Consider the following 20,181-nt stretch of genomic DNA (forward strand, 5'->3'; position numbering starts at 1 on the left):
GCTGCCTCGCAACGAACGGTCTGACAGAACGTCAGGGGGGTCAAAATTGGACGCCGATACCCCGCCTTAGGGGGTCAAAATTGCACGCCGAAACACACCCGGGCTTCAGTTCCTCCGCCACCTCAAAGATCAGACGGCTGTCTGCCGAATGACTGCGCATGATGGTGACGAGGATGACCCCGTCCGAGGAGAAGTTCCCTTCATGCAGCGTAAAAGAGGCCGGTGCCGTCCAGGTCGGATAGACCCGAGGCGGCTCCTTCTTCACAAGGCGCCCGACACCGTTCGAGCGCTCCCAGGCGGCAAGCTTCTTGGTGAAACGTGCCGGCGGCTTGGGACTGCCGTCGGTGTAGCGGATCAGCGCCCCGAGAGGGGCTGTGTCGATGATGGTTGTTGCAGACATGATTCCTCATCCGGAATGCGGGTATCCGCATTCATAATATTGATATTGTTGTATTTTGTTGGAGTAGGGGCGGGTTTCCCCGCCCCCGGATGGCTCAGATCACTCTGCCGCCATCATCGCCGCGACGCTGTCCGGCAAATCGGCGGTCAGGAAGGCCGGAAGATCGACATCCTCGGGCTGGACCGCGTCCTCCCCCTGCCCTTCTGCAATCTCCTCGCCGTCGTCCACTGCTAGATCGGCGCGGCGCAGGACCTCGGGCAACCAGCCGCTGCCCTTGAGAAGCCGCTCGGCCTCGGTGGCCATCTCGCCCTTCTTCAGATGATCGAGCAGCTGCGCGGTCCCCTCGCCCTTCGCCTCGCGCACGGCCTCGAGGATCCGGGCCTTGGGCACACGGTTGAGATAGCCATCGACCGTCGGCTCCCATCCCGCCTCGACCATGTCGAGATCGACGGCACGGGCCACCAGATCGGCATGGGCCATGCGGCGGGTCAGACCGCTGGCGGAGATGCCCGCCCCATAGGGGTTCACCTTCTCATGGAGCGCGTTGATGCCGAAGCTGAGGCAATGCGCCAGGAGAGCCAGACGGCTGCCCTGATCGAGGACTGTCAGATAGTCCCAGAGCGCAGCATCATCGCCAAGAGGCAGATCGGCCTCCCAGGCGGCGTGACGCTCATCGACCAGCTTTGCGACGACGCTGTCCTTCAGATCGGGCGCCTGAGCGGACATGTAGACATGGCGCACGGAGGCCTCGAGACAGCTGCCCGAAGCAGAGGAGGTGCGGAAGGTATCCCTCACCAGCTTCAGAAGCAGCAGCGTCAGCGCCACGCCCGGCGACCGCCCGATGGCCTCGCGCAGCGCGAGGGTCCGGTGGGCCGTCAGTTCCATGACCAGCCGCTCGGGCAACGGCTTCTGCGCACCGTCATCTTCCTCATCAGACGCATCCGCGCCGATCGGCTGACCACCCGAAGTGATGACGGTGCCCCCGGCGAAGGTGGCCGATGGTTTCCAGCTGGAAACACCGACATCACCCCCCTGCCCCGTGACGTCCGCGCCATCACCATCTTGGACCGCGGTCTCCTCGCGCGGCTCGTCCTCCGGCCGGACATAGCCGCGATAGACCGCAAGGCCGCCGTCGCGATCCAGCGTCACGAATACGCCAGCGCGCGCGATTTCGGCCGGGTTGTAGATCAGCGGCCGCTGTTCGAGCGCTTCCATCGCCATCTCGAGCTGACCGAGCCGGGCATCGATCTCCTCGGGGTATTCGTCTTGGCCGGAACACTCCTCTTCCAGCGCACGATACTCGGCGAGGAGCGAAGCGTGGGCCGCGCTTTCCTCGTCGGTCATCGGCGCGGGATCACCGACGAGACGCCGCAGACCGTGGCTGTAGCCATAGGGTAGGTCGGTCGCGACCTCGATCCACTTCCAGCCTTCGGAAGTGAGCGCTTCGGCTTCAGCCTGAAGCTTCTCGGCCACCAGCCGATCGAGAAGGCCAGGGTCCTCGAGCCAACCACCATCATCGCCTTGGAAGAGATCGCGCAGCACAACACCGCCCGCGGCCTCATAGGCATCGATACCGACGAAGACGGCGCGACGATCCGAGGCCCGAACCGAGCTCTCGGTCAGCATGCGGCGGATGGCGTAGGGCTCTTTGTTCCAGGAGTTCTTCACCGCGTCCCAGACCTGCACCTGACGCCCGTGGTCGGGGTTCACCGTGAACGCCATCAGCTGTTCGAGCGTCATGCCATCCTCGGCATAGACGTCGAGCAGGGCAGGGGCCACGGAGGCGAGCTTCAGGCGCTGCTTGACGATCTGCGGCGTCACGAAGAAGGCCGCCGCTATCACTTCCTCGCCCTGGCCCTTCTCGCGCAGAGCCTGAAAGGCGCGGAACTGGTCCAGCGGGTGCAGGGCGACGCGCTGCATGTTCTCCGCCAGCGAGTCGTCCTCGGCGAGAATCTCCGACGCCGCATCTCGCACGATGCAGGGGATCGGCGCGGTCTTCGCCAGCCGCTTCTGCTTCACCAGCAGCGACAGCGCCTGGAAACGACGACCCCCGGCCGGGATCTCGAACGTGCCGGTCTCGACACCATCAGCATCGACCACGGGCCGCACGTTCAGGCTCTGCAGGAGCCCGCGCCGCGCGATGTCCTCGGCCAGCTCCTCGACCGATACGCCGGCCTTGATGCGCCGCACGTTGGACTGGCTCAGCACGAGCTTGTCGAAGGGGATGTCCCGTGAGGGGGACAGGGTGATTTTCTGAGCTGCTTTCGCCATCAGATCTTCTCCACGACGGGCGCCGGAAGCCACTCTCCCGATCTCACTTCCCGTCAGCCCTCAAACCCCCAACCTTTCACTCTTCGAAGTTGGCTCCATGTTTACCGGGGTATACATGGAGCAAGAGGGGGTTATGTTTACCCGGGTATACATCAAGCAATGGTCATGCGGCGCGCTGACGGAGCGCTGCAGTTTGTGAGGGAGCGGAACATACGAACGAAGTCGATGCCTTCACTTGCTGCCCGATTAGCCAGTGCTTGTAGATAGGCCCTAGGCTGCCGAATTCTGTCGAACGCCTCAATTATACCAAGAATGGCAAGTGCTGAGCCAAGCGCGCCCATCGCTTTTCGTGCAGTCTCTAGGTCGGATTTCGCTAGTCCAACCGCCGGAGCAAGGGTGTCGGACAATCGAACGACATCGCCCCAATCCTTTGCAGTTACGGCAGCGAAGGATGCTGCATTCTTGGCCAGGGCCATGCACTCAGACACCGTGATATCGCTGGTTTGTCCGACATCGGTGCTTTCTGGATCGCTGGATCGATTGGCTGTGCTTATTTTCTCAGGCGCAGCTTCAGATTCATAGTTTTCTTTCTTTGACTTCTGAATGTGCCGGACATTTTGACTGTCGCTGACGGTCACTGCATCTGCAACTGACGATGTCTCAGCGCTTGTCTGGGGAAGGTTTTCCTGCAGTTCCTGAATGAGACCGGCCAGTTGTTCTGAAGACAATGAACGACGCAGTGAGCGGCACGCAAGGTCGTGAAGTGCGGGCTGAATGCTCGCAGCCCCGTGGTAAAGGATGTCCCTGATCACTGACCGGAGCGCTTTGCACCGAATTTCTTCTCGGGAGCATTCTTCTGCAAGTGCGATGAGGTGATCGCGGATGCCGAAGAGCGGCGCGAGGTCGATGCCGTAGGTTAGTTTAGCTTCGGCGCACTCATCTTGTACCCGATATCGCTTTCCGTTCGGGCTCGACTTTCGAGCCAGCAATCCGTTTGCCTTCAGATTGGTGAGGCGGCGCCTTAGTGTGCGTTCGTCGATCCCGTCACAGCGCTCGATCAACGCCCTGTTGGAGGCAAAGACAACAAGTGAGTTTGGGTCGGCCGACTGGGGCACGAACGACAGAAGACCTCGCAGAACCGCAATGTCGCGGTCTCTCAGACCAAGAGGTTTGCGGCAACGGCGTACCAAATCCAGAAGCGACCAGCGCGCGTCTTCCGTCTTAACCGGCGTCACAGTGCTGCGGTCGTTTAGATATGAGGAATTGGTGCGCCGAACGTGCCGCTGCACGGGCGAAGATATGACATGTTCCATGTTGAATCGGGCGGAACGCTCGGGTCAGCCGAGTGAAGACCTTGCAACCCTGCCTGTCGGTGTCCGTTCTTCTCCAGAAAAAGGATAAAAGATATCTGATCACCGCGAAGCGATGTTGCGTGCGATTCGGGCCTGCGCTAGTCTGCTCGTGCTAGAAGATGAGCATTCTCAGGGTTGGCGCCCTGTGTTTTGCGCGGGCCTTCCGGGTGGTTTCCATTCGGGAGGCCTATCCTTTTCCGACACTGCTCCTCTGTTGTTCTCGTTGCATTTCCTCAGTCCTTCTTCTTGGACTGACTGAGAAATTCTTCATGCAGGCGCGGGAAGACGTCATCCGCGTTTGAATGCAGCCACGCCGCGAAATCCCTGTGTTGCGCCGATGGCCGGAAGCCCAATGCCCCTTTGGTAAGGGCGACCTCTCCCAGAGCAGACCCATCTTGCGCCATAAGCGTGAAGGGCGTTGTGCCCCTCGGTTGGCGTTTCTCCTTAGGGGTATCCGCCCTTGGAAGAGCTTTCACCCAGGCTGCAAATCGCTCGTCCGAGCTGGAACCTTCAGGGAAGGGGGAAGGGTGGACGGAAAGAACGTCGATCTTCTTCTCAAGCACCACAACGGCGAGTTCGTACCAGCGTTTCCATCCGATTGAGGGCGCCGCACCGATGCGTTCCAGCACTTGTCTCGGAAATGCCTCGCGCACCTTGCGCATGTGCGACGTATGGCTGCGGTTCACGTTTAGCGCGTCCTGAACCACGCGCGCATCGTAGCCCGCCTCCTCCAGATCGCCTGCAAACAAGGCTTTCTCGATGAAAGACGGGTCCTTGCGAAGGTTGTTTTCCTGGCCTTGCGCTAGGACCGCCTCTTCGTCGGAAAGGGTGCGGATCAGGGCTTTGACCGGCGTTCCCAAGCCACGGATTGCAGCAAGCCTGCGGCGCCCGTAAACCACCTGATACCGACCGCTCAGTTTCGGGTGCGGCCGCAACAGGATCGGAACCTGCTGGCCGTGTTTGGAAATGCTTTCGCGCAGGTCGGCGATGTCGTCGTCTAGCGCTCCGATGCGATCCTTTAGCCCGGTGTCTTCAATCAGTTCGGGATCGATGTCCTGCACTGATCGAGCCCCGACACTGCGCAGATCGTTGCGGATGGCTGCGATCGGCCCAGCACTTTGAAACACTTCTGGCATCTTGGCGGTCGGGCGGGGCAGGGGTGCCTTGGCATCTTCTTCCGGCCGAGAGGCGGGAGTGATGCCTTCGAACATGTTCTTCCTGGCCATCTCAGCCGCGCCCCCATGCTCTGTGGATGTCTTGTTCCAGCTCCCGCGCGACAGCGTTGATTGATTCCATCGCGCGGTCATAAGTGTTGCGGTTCATGCTACCGCGACCGACCTCGAACAACGTCTGATGTGTAAGGCCAGCGTCCGAGACGGCTGTGGACTTCAGAAACGTCTCGGTCATCACGCGTTTGCCAAAGTTGGCGCGTAGCAGTCCGGCAACCTGCGCTTGCGGCCCGTCCGAAGGTTCGAAGCGAGAGACCAGGTAGCGGAGAAAGTCGTACTCCAACGTCATTCCTGCGTCCCTGATCGTATCGAGCAATGATGAGGTCATGGTCAGAAACTGGGCCAAGGATGCCACGTCGATAAAGTTTGGCACCACTGGAATGATGATCGAAGACGAGGCCACAAGAGCCGAGAGGGTCAAGAACCCAAGCTGCGGCGGGCAATCGATGAACACCAGATCATAGTTGGCTTCAACCGAGAGGATTGCTTCGCGAAGCCGCAGGTAAAAGGGTGGTTCGGAGCCACGTCGAAGGGCGTAGGGGGTCTCGGTCTCATACTCCGACAGGATCAGGCCACCGGCGGCTATGTCCAGGCCGTGGAAGTAGGTTTTCCGCACCACCTCGCTCATCGGCACAGGGTTCTCATACCGGATGGCATCATAGATCGTGCCTTGATGCGTGAAGTCGATTTCAGGCCGCAAACCGGTCATCGACGAAAGCGAGGCCTGCGGGTCCATGTCGATCACCAGCACCCGGTAGCCGTGCAAGGCATACCATTGGCTGAGATATGCCGCGGTCGTCGTCTTCGCTGACCCGCCCTTGAACGACACGCAAGAGATTATCTGCAGCGGCTCTGATCCGACCCGCCCGCGCAGATAAAGCGAAGGGTCGCGAGTGGTTCGCGCCAGAGCCAAACGGATCTGCGCAAGGTCGTCGGCTGAGTACAGTTTCCTTCCACGCTCATCGAGCGGGACGTCGGGGATCTTGTCCTCCGCGTGGAGTTTGCGCAGGTGACCAGGCGCGAGCCCGAGAAATTCCGCCGCTTCTGTCGATGAAAAGCTTCTCAAGTACTTCCGGGCGTCAGGCGCAAAATTGCGCTCCAAATGCATCCGGATCGACTCATGCAGTGTGGATGCGTCGCTCTGGAGCTCTGCAAAAACACGCTCTTCGGTCATACTGCCCTCATCCAGATCGTGGTGCGGTTTACCCACACTCACTGTGCTCCTTGGAGCCACGTTTTCTTTGTAGCGCAGAAAACCGAAATTCTCGCGATTTTCCGCTACAACAATGAATGCGTCATGTCTGACAGTGGTGCAAGAAAATTCTACAGCTCGTAACTGATGCTGACGGATGAGCGGGCACGTCGTCAGCCTTACTGACCGTCATGACATTGAAAAACATGAACTTCTACCGGCTCAGGCAGAGTTCACGCTTGCTACATGTTGTGGTGCTGTCGCCAGTACTGCCTTCTAAGGATGAGCGCACTTTCGAATCGTCAAGGCAACAGCCCCAGCTTCTCCGCCCGTTCCAGCAGCATCTTCACCGAAGAAGGCTGCCAGCTTGTCCGCCCGCGAGGCGTGCGCTCGCGCATTGCTTCCAGTCGGGTGCAGATCGCCTGAAGCGTGATGTCCGGGTCCGCTCCCTTAATGGCGGCGACGATGGCGGGCAGGCGGTCGTCGGTTTCGCGGCGGCCGGCGCGGTCCAGTACCGTCGGCGGTAGGAAGCCGTCCCGAACATAGGCGTTGACCGCGCGCAGAAGCCGACTTTGCGTCCATTGGCGCTCGCGGGGCAAGGGGCCGTTGACGATGCGCACTACGTCTTCCCAGGCCAGGTCCGGGCGCAGGCGGCGAACATGGGGAACCCAGTCTTGCGCCGTCTCGTTCAGGCGCTCCATGTATCCGTCCTGCCGCGCCAGCCGCACCTTGCGCAGCGCGGCGGGATCGTGGGCTCGTAGACCCGGGTTGCCGCCGATCCGGCCTTTGGTTCGTGCGCTGGCCAGCCCAGCCTTGGTGCGTTCGCGGATTAGGGCGCGCTCGAACTCAGCGGCGGCGCCCAGGACTTGGAGGGTGAACTTGCCCTGCGGGGAGGACGTGTCGATCGGGTCGATGAGCGAGCGGAAGAAGGCGCCTTTCGTCTCCAGCCGCTCGATTACTTCCAACAAATGCGAAAGCGACCGCGCCAGACGGTCGATGCGCACGACGACCAGCGTGTCGCCCTTGCCAATCCGCTCGAGCACACGGGCAAGCACGGGCCGTGCGCGGTCGCCGCCCGAGGCCTGCTCCTCGTGGATCTCGATGCAGCCCGCGGATTTCAGGGCCTGCGACTGGGGCAGGGGGGTCTGATCCTCGGTCGAGACGCGCGCGTAGCCGATCAGCGGCATCAAAGCAGGCCGTTTGCAGTTTCACATAGCGCCACTAAACGACCGTTTGTAAACGGATGCAAGGCCGCTCTCTGTGGTGCTGTTCAGCAGAATGCCCTTGGTTTCCATACGCTGAGCGTGAACGGAGAGCTCTCGCAGACCATCGCGCGCGCGTGCTATATAACGTATCCAGGCACGCTCGGAAAAAACCCTTGGGTAAAATGCAAAACGGCCGTATTTTGCACATATGATGCCTAATAGTCCTTCTGTATATGATGAATCGGACGCCCTCGTCATCGACGCGGAGGAGGTCGAACAGGCGTCCGAGGACGACCTTTGGTTCCTACCCGGTCCGATGGAAGACGAGCCGGACTATTTGCCGCCGGGACCACGGGCCGAACCGCGCGAAACCGCGGTCCTCGACGATTGGCAGCGCGCTGAGGCGGGCAACGCCGCCCGCCTCGCCCGTGTCGCCGGTCGGTTCGGCGCGCTGGACGACCGGCTGAAGCGTGGCCCGGAAGGCTGGCGGCACAGGCTTGCGCTGATGGAGGCCGCAGACCTTAGCTGGTTCGTAGGCGACCGGATAAGCCAAGACCGGCTGGCGCTCTGGATCTCGCTACGCCTGTCCGGCGTCCAGGACGACACGGCGGCGTTGGCGCGTGTCGGATGGGCGGTGCGTCGTCTAACAGGCGGCCCCGGCCCAGAAGTGGACCTGTCCACCTTCCTCGACCGCCGCGACCCCGAAAACATGGTCGATGAAGCTGAACCCTTTGCGGATCGCGCTGGAAGCTGGCTCGACATGATGGCGCAAGCCGCCGATCTTCACCCGATCACCCGCGCCTGCATGGGGTTTCACCTGTGGAGCCTCGCGGGTCTTGGGCAGCAGGGCGATCGAATGGAAGCGGCAGTCACGGCCGCGCGCATTGTGGCAAGCGAGAGCAAGGGGGCGATATTCGCACCGCTGGCCATGGGTGGGGCAGGGGGGCTTCGCGCCGGAGGGCCACCTGCTGAGCGCTTCACACGTTGGCTCGACTGGATGGAGACGGCATGCCTGACCGCGATGCGGCATCTGGACGATATCGAGGCGTGGTCGGCGCGGGCGGAAGCCGAGATGGTGCTGTTGTCGGGGCGCACGCCACCGGCCTTGCGCGCCGTGCTGACCGAATGGCCACTCGTCTCTGCCCCGATGGCCGAGGCGCTGACGGGCGCCAGTCGCGCGGCCGTCCAGCGCAACCTTGCCTGGATCGAAGCGCGGGGCCTGATCCGTGAGATGACCGGGCAGGGGCGCTATCGGATGTGGCGCGCGACGAACTGAAGGTACTGAATGGGCCACCGGCCGTCGGGGAACAGGATTGCCCCGAGCAGTTTTCGACGCACCTTGCCGACGTCCTCGCAGGCTACAACTGAGCACGCAGACGGAAGACGCTTGGCGGTCTCACACCCTACGGATACAATTGCAAAATCTGGGCATCAGAGCCAGATCGCTTCATTCTAAACCCGATCCACCAGATGCCGGGACCGAAAACCTGGCAGAGTCAGCTTGTAGTGTCCGCTTTTCTAAGGCGGTTCAGGTGCTCGCCCTGCCTATAGCTGTGGCGGTCGTTATGTCGCCAAAGCCCTGGCGCTCATGGCCGCGTTCTCGGAACAATTGCATGAGCTTCGGCAGCGCCTCGTCGATGTCGACCTCCTCTGGACGTTTGGGCCGCTGCATCTCGCGCATCCCTCTCCGAACCGTGATTGGCTTATTGTGGACCGATTGGTACATATCTGCCAACTACCGCCCTAAAGCGTGCTCACGGTAATCCAACCCGGCGCTTACCACTTATCCTCTTCCACCTTGCAGGACCAATGAGATGAAACCCTCCATCACCCTCTACACCAAGGCTTATTGCCCCTACTGCAAGGCTGCCAAGGCGCGGCTGACAGCAAAGGGGTTAGCCTTCATGAACTATGACATCACCGACGACCCCGCGCGCCGGGCCGAGATGATCGCGCGGGCGGGCGGGCGGACAACCGTGCCGCAGATCTTCATCGGCGACCTGCATGTAGGCGGCAACAGCGACCTCGTCGCTCTCGACAACGCAGGGCGTCTTGATCCCTTGCTGCGAGGCCGCGCGGCCGGTTGAGAACGCGAACCGACATGTCCGCGCTTGCACAAGACCGTGGCGACCTGTCCGCCATTTCGAAATGGAGAACGTCGTGAGAACCGGAGACCTCGCGCGGGTCCCGGGACCACCGGCCCGGTCCAAGCTGGGGTTCCGCTATATCGACGGCGACCGCTGCTACTGACATGGTGCCGCCCCTGATCCTTCCGTTTCTCCTCTTGCTTGCCCTTTGCTTGGGCTACGCGATCCGTCGCGGTTCGGTTTGTGCCGTGGCAGCGGCCGAGAGCCTCGTGCGGCAACGCCGGACAGCGCGATTGCGGTCCTTCGCGGTCACAGCAGCTGGGTCCGGCCTCGTGATTGTCCCGGCGCACTGGGTGTGGCCGGAAACCGTCTCACTGTCGCCTGGGTATCCGGTGAGCGCGACGGTGCTGGTGGCAGGGGCACTCTTCGGTCTTGGCGCAAGGCTCAACGGGGCATGCGCCCTCGGGACGCTGTCCAACCTGACCGGCGGCAACCTGTCCTATACGGCCAGCGTGCTGGGCATGGTCGCAGGCGCCGTGCTGATCGCGATGTCAGGGCACGGCGGTGGCGCGGCGTCCGATCTCCGCCCATCGCCGCTCGGGGTGCCGACAATGGAGGCGCTTGCTGCCGTTCTCATGTTCCTTGCGATTGTCGTCATCGCTCTCTCGCGGCGAATGCCCCGTTGGCTGCGGACGCTCCGTGATCCCTCCGCCATGCGCATAGGCCCTTACCGCGCCATGCTGTTGCTCGGCGTTTGTGGTGGGCTTTTCTATGCAATGGCCGGGCAGTGGACGTATCTCAGCGTTTTGTCGCAACGGGCGGCCGGACTTGTCGGCGCAGTCCCGTCGGAGGATGGTCTGGTGGCCATTCTCGCGGCGGCGACGGTCGCAGCCGGAGGCGCGATCGCCGCTTGGAGGTCGGGCCACTTCCAGCTGCGCTGGGATGGACGTCATGCCACTCTGCGCTGCCTTGGCGGTGGACTTGTGATGGGCGCCAGTGCCGCCGCGATCCCCGGTGGAAACGGCACGATGCTGATCTTTGGCGTACCATCCGTGGCGCCGCATGCGCTGGCCGGCTACGCCGCGATGATGGTGGTCTTGTGCCTGTCCTTCATCGCGACCGGTCGCGACAGGTAAACCCTCAACTCGGCTGCGGGATTTCGGAGAGCGTCTCAAGATGGGCGGCCGTGATCGTATCGATCGTGTCCAGCGCGGTGCCGGCCCGCACGAGAACCCGAAGCCCGACGTAAACCGCTAGCGTCGTCTTTGCCTTCTTGTCGACGACGGCGGGGGGCCAACCGTGGTCGGCGGCGACATCCGCCAAAGCCAGCCGAATGCCATGCTCGATGTTCAGGAACATGGAAAGCACACGCTCCCGGGTATCACCGTCAGAGGCGGCACGGTCCACCGCGGCGTTGCACAGGAAACACCCACGGCGGTCATCCCCTGTGCGGACAGCGGCTGCCGGGGCGTCTAGGAATCGAGCCAGGCGCACAAGCCCCGAGCCAGCCGCAACATCCGAAAGGGCCGCCGCAGTGGGTTGGACCACCCGGTGGTCATAAAGATCGAGCGCGGCAAGCCAGACCGCATGTTTCTCACCATAGGCCTTGTACAGGCTGCCCCGGGACAGCTGCATGCCCTCCAGCAGATCGGCGAGCGAGACGTCCTCATACCCGCCGGACCAGAACAGCGCCATCGCGCGTTCCGTCGCCTCGTCCATGTCGAATTCGCGCGGTCGTGCCATCGCTGCACCTCCTGACGTCAGTATACCTGTAAGAAACCGATTGGTCCATAACTCACGAAAACGTGCGCTGAGGATTATAGACCAATCGGTTCCTAACAGTTAGAAGCCGCACATCGCCACCGTGCGACCGCCTCGAACCCAAGGAAACTCGAATGACCGACTACTCGATACAAACCGTTGACCGTAACGGATCCCCACTCAGCAATCACGGCCGCAATATCGCTGTCTTTGGGCTGGCTTTTGTGTTCGCCGCGATCGGCCTGATGAAATTCACCGCCTACGAGGCCGAAGCGATCCAGGGCCTTGTCGCCTCGAGCCCGCTCTTGTCCTGGCTCTATGGCGTCTTCAGCGTCCGCGGGCTTTCCGCAGCCATCGGCGTCGTCGAAGTTTCGGCCGCGATCCTGCTAGCACTTCGCCCCTGGTCCGCCCGGGCCGGTGCTGCCGGTGCGGCGGTGATTTCCGCGACGCTGATCACGACCCTGACCTTTCTGTTCAGCGCCCCGGGCTGGGAGCCTAGCCTTGGTGGATTTCCCTTCCTGTCCGTCGTGCCCGGCCAATTCCTGATCAAGGATCTGCCGTTGCTGGGAATCGCGATCTGGGCGCTTGGCGATGCGCTTTCGGACCTGCGGCGCGGTTGACCCGCGCCCCCTGACAATCGTCCCGACTTCTACCCACTCGAAACCCTCAAAACCCAAAGGAAACCTGAAATGTCCCGTATTTCCCTCGTCGATCCCGCTGTCGCAACCGGCCGCGCCAAGGACCTGCTTGACGGTGTTCGCAAGAGCATCGGCATGACGCCCAACCTGATGCGCGTCATGGCGCAGGAACCCGCTGTGCTGGACACCTATCTGCAAATCGGTGCCGCCTTGGGCAAAGGCAGCTTTGATGCCTCGACCCGCGAGGCGATTGCCCTTGCCACCGCCGGGGCGAATGCCTGCGGCTATTGCGCATCAGCGCATGTCGCCATCTCTTCGGGGATGAAGGTGCCGCAAGAAGAGATTCTTGCCCGGCTCGGTGGTTCGTCCTCGGATCAAAAGCTGGCCGCTTTGCTGGTCTTCGCCCGCAGGGTCGTGGCCACGCGCGGCGAGGTGGCCGATGCTGACCTCGCGGCGGTGCGCGCCGCTGGTGCAACCGATGGCGAGGTCATCGAAACCGTGGCGAACGTCGTGGCCAACATCTTGACCAACTACATCAACCATGTCGCCCAAACCGTCATCGATTTCCCCGAGATCGACCCGTCGGCCCACAAGGTGGGCTGACACTCTGAACATGCAACCGGGGGCCGGCGACTGTTCGTCGGCCCCGAAGCGCACGCCCAATCCGTCGTCCCACATTATCTAATCATGTCAGAACCGTAGCAACCGGGTCCGCTCACAGAATGTTGTCTCGCCCGACATGTAACAAGCAATTCGGAGCAAGCGATCTGCATACCATGCGCTTGGCGGAAAGGTGCGTGCAACGCGCGACCTGACACCGGCGCTTGTGCCGGACGCGATGATGACCGGAAATAGATGGCCGCATAAGAGCCATCCTGGCCCAGTTACAATCGAACAAGGTGCAGGGCGGCGCAGGCCGCAGTATTCGACCACCAACTTGACTTAATGCTATTTCCAGAGGGCCGCCATGAAGACCGAACGCATCACTTTCACAGGGGGCTTGGGCGATACCCTGGCCGCGCGGCTGGATCGGCCAGAAGGGCGGGTGCGGGCGGCTGCGCTGCTGGCGCATTGCTTTACCTGTTCAAAGGATATCGCAGCAGCGCGGCGCATCTCTGGGCGGCTGGCGGCCTTGGGCATTGCGGTGCTGCGGTTCGATTTCACCGGGCTGGGCCATTCCGGGGGCGAATTTGCCAATACCAACTTTTCGTCGAATGTGGGCGACCTGTTGGCCGCTGTGGGCTGGATGACAGCGCAAGGCATGGCGCCACAATTGCTGATCGGGCATTCGCTGGGCGGGGAGGCGGTGCTGAAGGCCGCGCCGCAGGTGCAGGGGCTGCGCGCTGTTGTCAGCATCGGGGCACCCGCGGACCCAGCCCATGTGGCGCATAATTTTGGCGGCAAGTTTGACGAGATCCGCACGCAGGGCGAAGCCATTGTCAGTCTTGGGGGCCGTGACCTGACAATCCGACGCCAGTTTCTGGACGATATCTCTGCCGCGTCGCTGGCCGATGCGCTGCCACGTCTGGGGGCGGCGCTTTTGGTGCTGCATGCCCCGCGCGACAGCGTGGTGGGGATCGACAACGCCCAAAGCATCTTTGTCGCCGCCCGGCACCCGAAAAGCTTTGTCTCGCTGGATGATGCCGACCATCTGCTGACGCGCGAAGCAGATGCCGAATACGCCGCCGATCTGATTTCGGCCTGGTCCTCGCGCTATCTGGACCTGTCGCCCGAACCCACGCACGCTGATGCGCCTGAAGGGGTTGTCCGCGTGGCCGAGGCCGAGGCGTCAGGCTTTCGCCAGGATATCATCGTGAACAACCGCCAACAGTTGGTCGCGGATGAACCCGAGGCGATGAGCGGCACCGATCTGGGCCCAAGTCCCTATCAGTTGCTGTCGGCCGGTCTGGGCGCTTGCACCACCATGACCATCCGGCTTTATGCCCGGCGCAAAGGGATCCCCTTGGCGCATGTCTCTTGCGAGGTGCGCCATGACCGCTGTCACACCGAAGATTGCGCAGATTGTGACAAGGGGCAGGCCAAGGTCGATGTGTTTTCCCGCGTGATCCGGCTGACGGGCAATCTGACCGATGACCAGCGCGCCGCTTTGCTGGCCATTGCCGACAAATGCCCTGTCCACCGGACACTGCACGGGCAAGCCATCATTCTGACCGAGTTGAAACCCGAGCGGCACGCGGCATGACCCCGGTTGCAATCCTGTCCCTGTCGGCCGCACGCCCCGCCGGCGCTCCAGTGGCGGTCGATAACGGCCGGACGGCAGACTGATGGCACAGATCACCCGCACAAACGGACGATCGGCGCCAAACGCCTAAATCTGGCGCTGCAAGGCGACGGCTCTCATGGCGCCTTTACCTGGGTGGGGCGTGCAGGATCATCTGCTCGAGGATGAGCGGCCCGAGATTGCGGCGATTTCCGGCACCTCCGCAAGCGCAATGGACGCCGTAGCCCTAGCTGACGGCTTTACTGCTGATCGGTGCGCGCGGCGCAGAGGGTCAATCTCCAGATTGCGGTGGCGTCCGGTTTCTCAGGCTTACCCTCGCCCAGAACTCGGGCGCTAGTCTCTGAAACGAACGTTCGGTCGTCACAGCTCTGTGAGCAGGAAGACTGCCCAGTTGCGGTGACCGCAATGAGATAGTATCTCATTTTTGTTCGGAATGTACCGAACGTTCGGTTCAAGGAATAACAATATGTCCCGCATCCCCACTCCCGTAGATATCGGTTCTGCTCCTGCGGCGTCTCAACCGCTTCTTGAGGCGGTCAAGAAACAGCTTGGCTCTGCCCCCAACCTGTTCCGGATAACCGCCAACAGCCCGGCAGCGCTGGAGGGGTATCTCAGCCTGAACGGTGCGCTGGCCAAGGGCACGCTTGACGCGCGGACACGCGAACGCATTGCGCTGGCGGTGGCCGAGATCAACGGCTGCGACTACTGTCTGTCCGCACATACCTATCTGGCCACAAATGTTGCGAAGCTCGACCCAGCGGAAATCGCTGCCAACCGCGCTGGCAGCTCGCACGACGACAAGGCACGCGCTGCGGTGCAGTTTGCCGCCCAGATCGTGCGCAACAGAGGCCATGTGGTTGATGCTGATGTCGCCGCCGTCAAAGCCGCTGGATTCGATGACGCACAGGTGGTCGAGATCGTGGCTCATGTCGCGCTGAATACCCTGACCAATTACCTGAACGGCGTCCTAGGCACCGATATCGACTTCCCCGTCGTTCGCAGCTCGGCTGCCTGAAACAGGCCTGCCACAACACCTTGAAAAGGAGACACCGATATGAAGAAACTGAACAAATCCTTGCTTCTGGGCGCGGCGCTTGCTGCCCTTATGGGCGCGGTTCAACTGACGCCCAGCGTTGCACTGGCCTATGACGTGACCTCGGCCTCACCGGTCAACGTCGACGCGCAGGGCGTCGGCCTGAGGGGCTATGACCCTGTCGCCTATTTTACCGAGGGCGCTCCGGCGGTCGGCAACAGCGACTTCTCTGCGGAACACGAAGGCGCAACCTACTGGTTCGCCAGCGCCGGAAATCGCGACGCCTTTGTGGCCGAACCGGACCGCTATGCCCCCGCTTATGGCGGTTTCTGCCAGACCGGCGCGGTGTTCGAAAAGAAGCTCGACGGTGATCCGGAGCTCTGGCGCATCGGCGATGACGGTCGGTTGTTTCTCTACATCAGTGTCGAGGCGCGCGACGCATTCCTGTCGGATTTGCCCGGAAACACGACGGCGGCCGATGCGAACTGGCCCTTGATCGAGAACAGGGCGCCGCAGGACCTCAACTGAGGTCAGTGCGCGCCGGGCAACCGGCGCGCGTTGTTTCGACTGCATCGCCGTTACCTGCCATGTTGCTTCGTATGTCTTCGAGGCAACCAAAAGACAGACATCTGAACCCAGACTCACCATGGCACGCGGAGTACGCGGATCGGTCATCGCCGGCGTCTCGGCTTTCAGATCTCCGTCAAACTGCATGACGTTCGAACGCCCCCGAACAGATCCTGTCGTGGCATGATCGACCCTGTTTCGCTTCCGGCCACGGCGTTTCACCTGATCCTGGAGACTTGAATTGACCCAAACCCTTACGACGCAGACGTTCAAGACGGTTGTCATCGACAGCGGCGCCACCGCCTTGATCGACTTTCATGCGGACTGGTGTGCACCCTGCCGCGCGCAGGGGCCCATCATTGACGCATTGGCGGCCAAGATGGGCGCACGCGCGATTGTTGCCAAGGTTGATGTCGAAGCTGAACCTGCACTGGCGGCTGTCTTCCAGGTGACCGCCCTTCCAACGCTTCTGCTGTTCAAAGAGGGGCGAATACTGAGCAGGTTTACCGGTCTGACAGATCGGCAAACGCTGGCGGCCGTTCTCGATGCCTGAGTGGCGATGTTTCTACGGCAAAAGGTGAACATGCTTCTGCTCTTTTGGCAGAAGCCTTATTGGTCCGGCTTGTTTCCGCGCATCAGGTAGGCTCAATGGGTTGTGGGGCCTCCGGCCGCGCTTTACTTGATGTCATCAAGGCGCAGGTACGCGACACAAATGTCTGCATCGGCTCAAGCGCTTCGAGGTGCGCCCGACATGTGGAAACGCTGATCTTGACCATAAAAGAGGACCTCCAGTCATGATGGCCAGCACAGGCTCACCGCTGATCGATGGTCGGACCGGGACGCTGTCTCGGGAGACCATCGTGGTCATGTTGACGGATCTGTTCCGCACGAACGGCTTCGAAGGCGTGAGCATCGCCAGCATCGCAAAAGCGACGGGCATCGGAAAGTCATCGCTCTATCACCACTTTCCCGGGGGCAAGGACGAGATGGCCACCGCAGTGATGGAGGCAGTTGGCAGTTGGGTCACACAGAACCTTGTTGAGCCGCTTTTGTCATCGGGAACCCGGCAAGAGCGCATCGACGCGATGCTTGAAAACGTCACAACGCTCTATGACGGGGGCAATCAACCCTGCGTCATTGCCAGCATGATGGTGGGTGCCGAGGCTGGACCAGTCTTTCCGGCCATTCGTGCCGCTTTCGCAGATTGGATGAACGCGCTGCAACAGGCGCTGCAGGAGACTGGGGCATCACCGACCGCAGCGCGCGAAGCCGCGCAGGACGCCATCGCGCGGCTTCAGGGGGCGCTTCTTCTGTGCCGCGCGCTGGACGATCGTGCGCCTTTCGGCGCCGCCCTGATTGCCGCAAGACGGGATCTGATCGCAGCCTGATTGCAGGCGCTGTGCCGGCCCCCCCGCGGCGTTCCTCGGCCAGATCAAGTGAAGGGTTGTGCCGTGTGGTCAGCTGGGGCTGCAGCCAAGGGCAAAGCCCCAAAATGGCGGAGCCATGCGCGGCGAAATCCTGCTGCGGTTTCATAGCCGACGCTGCGTGCCGCGTCGCGAACCGAAGCGCCTTGGTTCAGCGCGACATGTGCGAGTCCCATCCGCCACTGCGTCACATAGGCCAGCGGGCTGGTCCCGATACGGTCGGTAAAGTCTGCCATGAAGCGTGACCGGGACATACCGGCTTCGGCTGACAGCAGCTCGATCGTCCAGGGTCGGGCAGGTGCTGCGTGGATGGCAACCAGCGCGCGGTGCAGTCGGGGGTGCGACAGACCGGACAGCAAACCGGGTTCTGGCGGGCTTGCGTCAATCGCCCGGCGCAGCACCAGAACCAGCGTCGCCTCGAAGAGGCGAGCCATGGCAAGATGCGACCCGCAACGATTGGCCTGGGCCTCTGCGGTCATCACTTGGGCAAGCGCGGCAAGATCCGGGCAGTCGCCCATCGCAACCTCCATACGGTCTGGGCTGCCATGGAAAACTTGAGCCAGAGGCATTGCACAGTCAAGGCGGGCGGCGATTACCGCATCGGGTTCCGGCGCGGCGCGAGGGCGCGCGATCAGGACCAGTGACGTTTCGGTCAGGACCAGTGCCGCCTTTGGATCGTCAGGCGCACAAAGCGTGGCGACCGGCCGCAGCGCGGAGATCAGCGCCGAAAGGCGGTCCCGACGCAAAACGGGACGATCAGATACGAATATGGGCACATCTGTATTCATGAATCCCATAGTAGATCAGGAACCAAGCTTTCACAACGGAAGAACCCATGCTCATTCCCCGCCAGACCGCCCCTGCACTGACCGTTCCCACGCTGGATCACGGCCTTTTCGATCTGACAACGGCCACGCCGGAACGCGGCACGGTCATTTGCTTTTATCGCGGCCTGCACTGCCCGATCTGCGCCACCTATCTGACGGAACTTGAAAAACTGACCCCGGCCTTCGAAGAACGCGGCTATGCGACGATTGCCATCAGCGCTGATGGGGCGGAACGCGCTCGTGCGATGGCCGACAAGATCGGCGCAACGGCACTGCGCTTAGGCCACGACCTTGCCTTGTCTGCGGCCAGGGACTGGGGCCTCTATATCTCGACATCACGCGGCAAGACCTCCATCGGGATCGAAGAACCCGCGCTGTTCTCGGAGCCGGGCCTCTTCATCGTCAACGCTGACCGCTCGATTTACTACCTGTCGGTTCAGTCGATGCCTTTTGTGCGGCCGAGCTTTCGCGAGCTGCTCGGCGCGGTCGATTTCGCCATCGACAAGAACTATCCCGCGCGCGGCGAATACATCGGTAGCCTTGGATGAAGCCGAAGACCTCCATCCCGTGACGCGGGCATGCATGGGCTTTCACCTCTGGCATGTCGCTGAGCTTTCCCAGATCGACGATCCGCTCGAGGCCGCGGTAACGGCGGCGCGGATAGCGGTCGCCGACCTCGCATCGGCACGGAGCGCCCCGGGCGCGATTTTCGCGCCGATCGCCATGGGCGGGGGAGGGGGCTTGCGCGCAGTCGGGGATCCAGCGACCCGGTTGGCGCGCTGGCTCAACGCGATGGAGAGCGGCGTGTTTGCGGCGCTCCGCCGGCTCGAGGAGATCGAGGTTTGGGCCGCTACCGCGGAACGCGCGATGGCGCCGCTCTCGGGCAAGACGCCCCCCATGCTGCGGGACATCTTCACAAGCTGGCCGCTCGTTTCCGTGCAAATGGCCGAGCGCTTGACGGGCGCGCATCGGGCGACGGCTCAGCGCAACATCGACTGGATGGAGGAGAAGGGCCTGATCCGGGAGGTGACAGGGCAGGGACGATACCGAATGTGGCGCATCGTCGAGACGCGCGCGACAGAAGGCAAGTTGATCCCTGACAGGCACGATGGGGTACGGGGCGAAGATCTCTTTGATATTCAGGCTGGGCGCCAATGATCCACAGTTCAAGCTTGTCAGGCGTCTGCGTCCCGTAACTCTCTGAGAGCGGCCAGGTACCGGTTCATCCGGCGCATGTCCTTCTCAGTCAGCGCGGACAAGCGCGACGCGTTCAGGTTGTCGAGGATATCGGCCATCTTGACCCGACGCGCGATCTTGTTGCCCAAGGTGCGGCGAACGAAGGCCACATAGACGGCTTCGCTGTCTCCTGCATCCTCGGGTCTTTTCGTGACGAGGCGCAACGCGTCGAGCACGGCCGGGCCGAACCCTTCTTTCTCGAGGCGCTCGAACGTCCACCCGGGGCCGTCTTCGACCACGTCATGCAGTACGCCCACGATCCGTTCCTCGTCGGTGTCCAAACTCATCATCACGCGAAGCGGGTGAAGCAGATATGGCGCTCCGGCCTTGTCGGTTTGTTCCCGATGGGCTTCCGCAGCGATTTCGATGGCGCGTTGCAGGTTCAATTGCTTCTCCTGTTACATAAATATGCGGACCACGGCCCGTACCAGACGGCGCAAAATCCTGTGCAGCGTCGACCGTCCAAACGATACTTCATCCAAACACCCGAAAGGGGTCTGGGCAAGAAGGTCAGCCGCTCACATGTGCCGCCATTCTTGTGGCTTGAGCCGCAACCAGGCTGGCCGCCCCCACTTCGGTCCAGAGACGGAATCCTGTGCAGCGCGCAAAAGCCGTTGAAGGTGTCAATCGGCACGCAAAACTGACCCCCTATCGGCGTCCAAAATTGACCCCTCTTTGCGTCGTCGAGATCAGGGCCTGAGCCGACGGAACTGATCA

General features: G+C 62.1%; 20 protein-coding genes and 3 pseudogenes. 14 read left to right on the forward strand and 9 right to left on the reverse strand.

The features are described 5' to 3' along the window. Nucleotides 1-91: 91 nt before the first annotated feature. The 6 genes and pseudogenes from C0V75_RS21680 to C0V75_RS21705 form a co-directional block, all read right to left on the reverse strand. Nucleotides 92-400, reverse strand: a pseudogene (locus C0V75_RS21680) (hypothetical protein); the annotation flags it as partial. A gap of 99 nt (nucleotides 401-499) precedes the next feature. Then, nucleotides 500-2,671: a ParB/RepB/Spo0J family partition protein gene (locus tag C0V75_RS21685; protein ID WP_101923067.1), complete on the reverse strand. Its 2,172-nt coding sequence runs from the start codon at nucleotides 2,669-2,671 to the stop codon at nucleotides 500-502. 152 nt (nucleotides 2,672-2,823) lie between these two features. Continuing rightward, nucleotides 2,824-3,984 carry a plasmid replication protein RepC gene (gene repC / locus C0V75_RS21690; RefSeq protein ID WP_101923068.1) on the reverse strand — a complete coding sequence of 387 codons (1,161 nt, stop codon included), beginning with the start codon at nucleotides 3,982-3,984 and terminating at the stop codon, nucleotides 2,824-2,826. Nucleotides 3,985-4,256: 272 nt separating this feature from the next. Continuing rightward, nucleotides 4,257-5,234, reverse strand: a complete 978-nt coding sequence (gene repB, locus C0V75_RS21695) for a plasmid partitioning protein RepB (protein WP_158241926.1) — start codon at nucleotides 5,232-5,234, stop codon at nucleotides 4,257-4,259. A 16-nt stretch (nucleotides 5,235-5,250) separates the two neighbouring features. Beyond that, complete coding sequence (gene repA / locus C0V75_RS21700) at nucleotides 5,251-6,426, reverse strand: plasmid partitioning protein RepA (RefSeq protein WP_101923070.1); 1,176 nt, start codon at nucleotides 6,424-6,426, stop codon at nucleotides 5,251-5,253. A 320-nt stretch (nucleotides 6,427-6,746) separates the two neighbouring features. Continuing rightward, nucleotides 6,747-7,631 carry a recombinase family protein gene (locus tag C0V75_RS21705; protein ID WP_101923071.1) on the reverse strand — a complete coding sequence of 295 codons (885 nt, stop codon included), beginning with the start codon at nucleotides 7,629-7,631 and terminating at the stop codon, nucleotides 6,747-6,749. 226 nt (nucleotides 7,632-7,857) lie between these two features. Here C0V75_RS21705 and C0V75_RS21710 point away from each other — a divergent pair, with 226 nt between their 5' ends. The 4 genes and pseudogenes from C0V75_RS21710 to C0V75_RS21730 all read left to right on the forward strand — a co-directional run bounded on the left by C0V75_RS21710 (nucleotide 7,858) and on the right by C0V75_RS21730 (nucleotide 10,872). Continuing rightward, nucleotides 7,858-8,925, forward strand: coding sequence for a hypothetical protein (locus C0V75_RS21710; RefSeq protein WP_101923072.1), 1,068 nt, complete (start codon nucleotides 7,858-7,860; stop codon nucleotides 8,923-8,925). A 47-nt stretch (nucleotides 8,926-8,972) separates the two neighbouring features. Further along, nucleotides 8,973-9,137 (forward strand): annotated as a pseudogene (locus C0V75_RS23845) (IS481 family transposase); the annotation flags it as partial. A 326-nt stretch (nucleotides 9,138-9,463) separates the two neighbouring features. Next, entirely contained in the window at nucleotides 9,464-9,736 is a 273-nt protein-coding gene (gene grxC / locus C0V75_RS21725; protein ID WP_101923074.1) for a glutaredoxin 3, read from the forward strand. A 164-nt stretch (nucleotides 9,737-9,900) separates the two neighbouring features. Then, on the forward strand, nucleotides 9,901-10,872 hold the full coding sequence (locus tag C0V75_RS21730; protein WP_254216573.1) for a YeeE/YedE thiosulfate transporter family protein: 972 nt from the start codon (nucleotides 9,901-9,903) through the stop codon (nucleotides 10,870-10,872). Nucleotides 10,873-10,876: 4 nt separating this feature from the next. Here C0V75_RS21730 and C0V75_RS21735 read toward each other — a convergent pair whose 3' ends face one another. Beyond that, the gene (locus tag C0V75_RS21735; RefSeq protein ID WP_101923075.1) at nucleotides 10,877-11,479 is read right to left on the reverse strand and encodes a TetR/AcrR family transcriptional regulator; all 603 of its coding nucleotides are present in this window, start codon (nucleotides 11,477-11,479) and stop codon (nucleotides 10,877-10,879) included. A gap of 152 nt (nucleotides 11,480-11,631) precedes the next feature. On the opposite strand from C0V75_RS21735, the gene C0V75_RS21740 reads away from it, so the two are divergent. The 8 genes and pseudogenes from C0V75_RS21740 (at nucleotide 11,632) to C0V75_RS21775 (ending at nucleotide 17,365) form a co-directional block, all read left to right on the forward strand. Then, the gene (locus C0V75_RS21740) at nucleotides 11,632-12,117 is read left to right on the forward strand and encodes a YkgB family protein (RefSeq protein WP_101923076.1); all 486 of its coding nucleotides are present in this window, start codon (nucleotides 11,632-11,634) and stop codon (nucleotides 12,115-12,117) included. A 69-nt stretch (nucleotides 12,118-12,186) separates the two neighbouring features. Further along, nucleotides 12,187-12,738, forward strand: a complete 552-nt coding sequence (locus C0V75_RS21745; RefSeq protein ID WP_101923077.1) for a carboxymuconolactone decarboxylase family protein — start codon at nucleotides 12,187-12,189, stop codon at nucleotides 12,736-12,738. A gap of 364 nt (nucleotides 12,739-13,102) precedes the next feature. Further along, nucleotides 13,103-14,338: a bifunctional alpha/beta hydrolase/OsmC family protein gene (locus C0V75_RS21750; protein WP_101923078.1), complete on the forward strand. Its 1,236-nt coding sequence runs from the start codon at nucleotides 13,103-13,105 to the stop codon at nucleotides 14,336-14,338. Between the two features lie 111 nt (nucleotides 14,339-14,449). Continuing rightward, nucleotides 14,450-14,589 (forward strand): annotated as a pseudogene (locus C0V75_RS23850) (patatin-like phospholipase family protein); the annotation flags it as partial. Nucleotides 14,590-14,843: 254 nt separating this feature from the next. Further along, entirely contained in the window at nucleotides 14,844-15,392 is a 549-nt protein-coding gene (locus C0V75_RS21760) for a carboxymuconolactone decarboxylase family protein (protein ID WP_101923079.1), read from the forward strand. Nucleotides 15,393-15,431: 39 nt separating this feature from the next. After that, a complete protein-coding gene (locus C0V75_RS21765; protein WP_216821501.1) occupies nucleotides 15,432-15,938 on the forward strand; it encodes a YHS domain-containing (seleno)protein in 507 nt (168 codons plus the stop codon). A gap of 280 nt (nucleotides 15,939-16,218) precedes the next feature. Continuing rightward, complete coding sequence (locus tag C0V75_RS21770; protein ID WP_101923080.1) at nucleotides 16,219-16,530, forward strand: co-chaperone YbbN; 312 nt, start codon at nucleotides 16,219-16,221, stop codon at nucleotides 16,528-16,530. 241 nt (nucleotides 16,531-16,771) lie between these two features. Beyond that, on the forward strand, nucleotides 16,772-17,365 hold the full coding sequence (locus tag C0V75_RS21775) for a TetR/AcrR family transcriptional regulator (RefSeq protein ID WP_101923081.1): 594 nt from the start codon (nucleotides 16,772-16,774) through the stop codon (nucleotides 17,363-17,365). Between the two features lie 44 nt (nucleotides 17,366-17,409). Here C0V75_RS21775 and C0V75_RS21780 read toward each other — a convergent pair whose 3' ends face one another. After that, nucleotides 17,410-18,189, reverse strand: coding sequence for an AraC family transcriptional regulator (locus tag C0V75_RS21780; RefSeq protein WP_158241927.1), 780 nt, complete (start codon nucleotides 18,187-18,189; stop codon nucleotides 17,410-17,412). Between the two features lie 47 nt (nucleotides 18,190-18,236). Between C0V75_RS21780 and C0V75_RS21785 the strand changes: the two genes are divergently transcribed. Together C0V75_RS21785 and C0V75_RS21790 are read left to right on the forward strand one after the other, a co-directional pair. Then, nucleotides 18,237-18,776, forward strand: coding sequence for a peroxiredoxin-like family protein (locus tag C0V75_RS21785; protein ID WP_101923083.1), 540 nt, complete (start codon nucleotides 18,237-18,239; stop codon nucleotides 18,774-18,776). Between the two features lie 34 nt (nucleotides 18,777-18,810). Continuing rightward, nucleotides 18,811-19,386, forward strand: coding sequence for a helix-turn-helix domain-containing protein (locus tag C0V75_RS21790; RefSeq protein WP_101923084.1), 576 nt, complete (start codon nucleotides 18,811-18,813; stop codon nucleotides 19,384-19,386). Nucleotides 19,387-19,403: 17 nt separating this feature from the next. Here the strand turns inward: C0V75_RS21790 and C0V75_RS21795 are convergent, their stop codons facing one another. Then, on the reverse strand, nucleotides 19,404-19,850 hold the full coding sequence (locus C0V75_RS21795; protein WP_101923085.1) for an HD domain-containing protein: 447 nt from the start codon (nucleotides 19,848-19,850) through the stop codon (nucleotides 19,404-19,406). Nucleotides 19,851-20,181 lie beyond the last annotated feature (331 nt).

The sequence above is a fragment of the Tabrizicola sp. TH137 genome (assembly GCF_002855575.1).
Classification (GTDB): Bacteria; Pseudomonadota; Alphaproteobacteria; order Rhodobacterales; family Rhodobacteraceae; genus Paragemmobacter.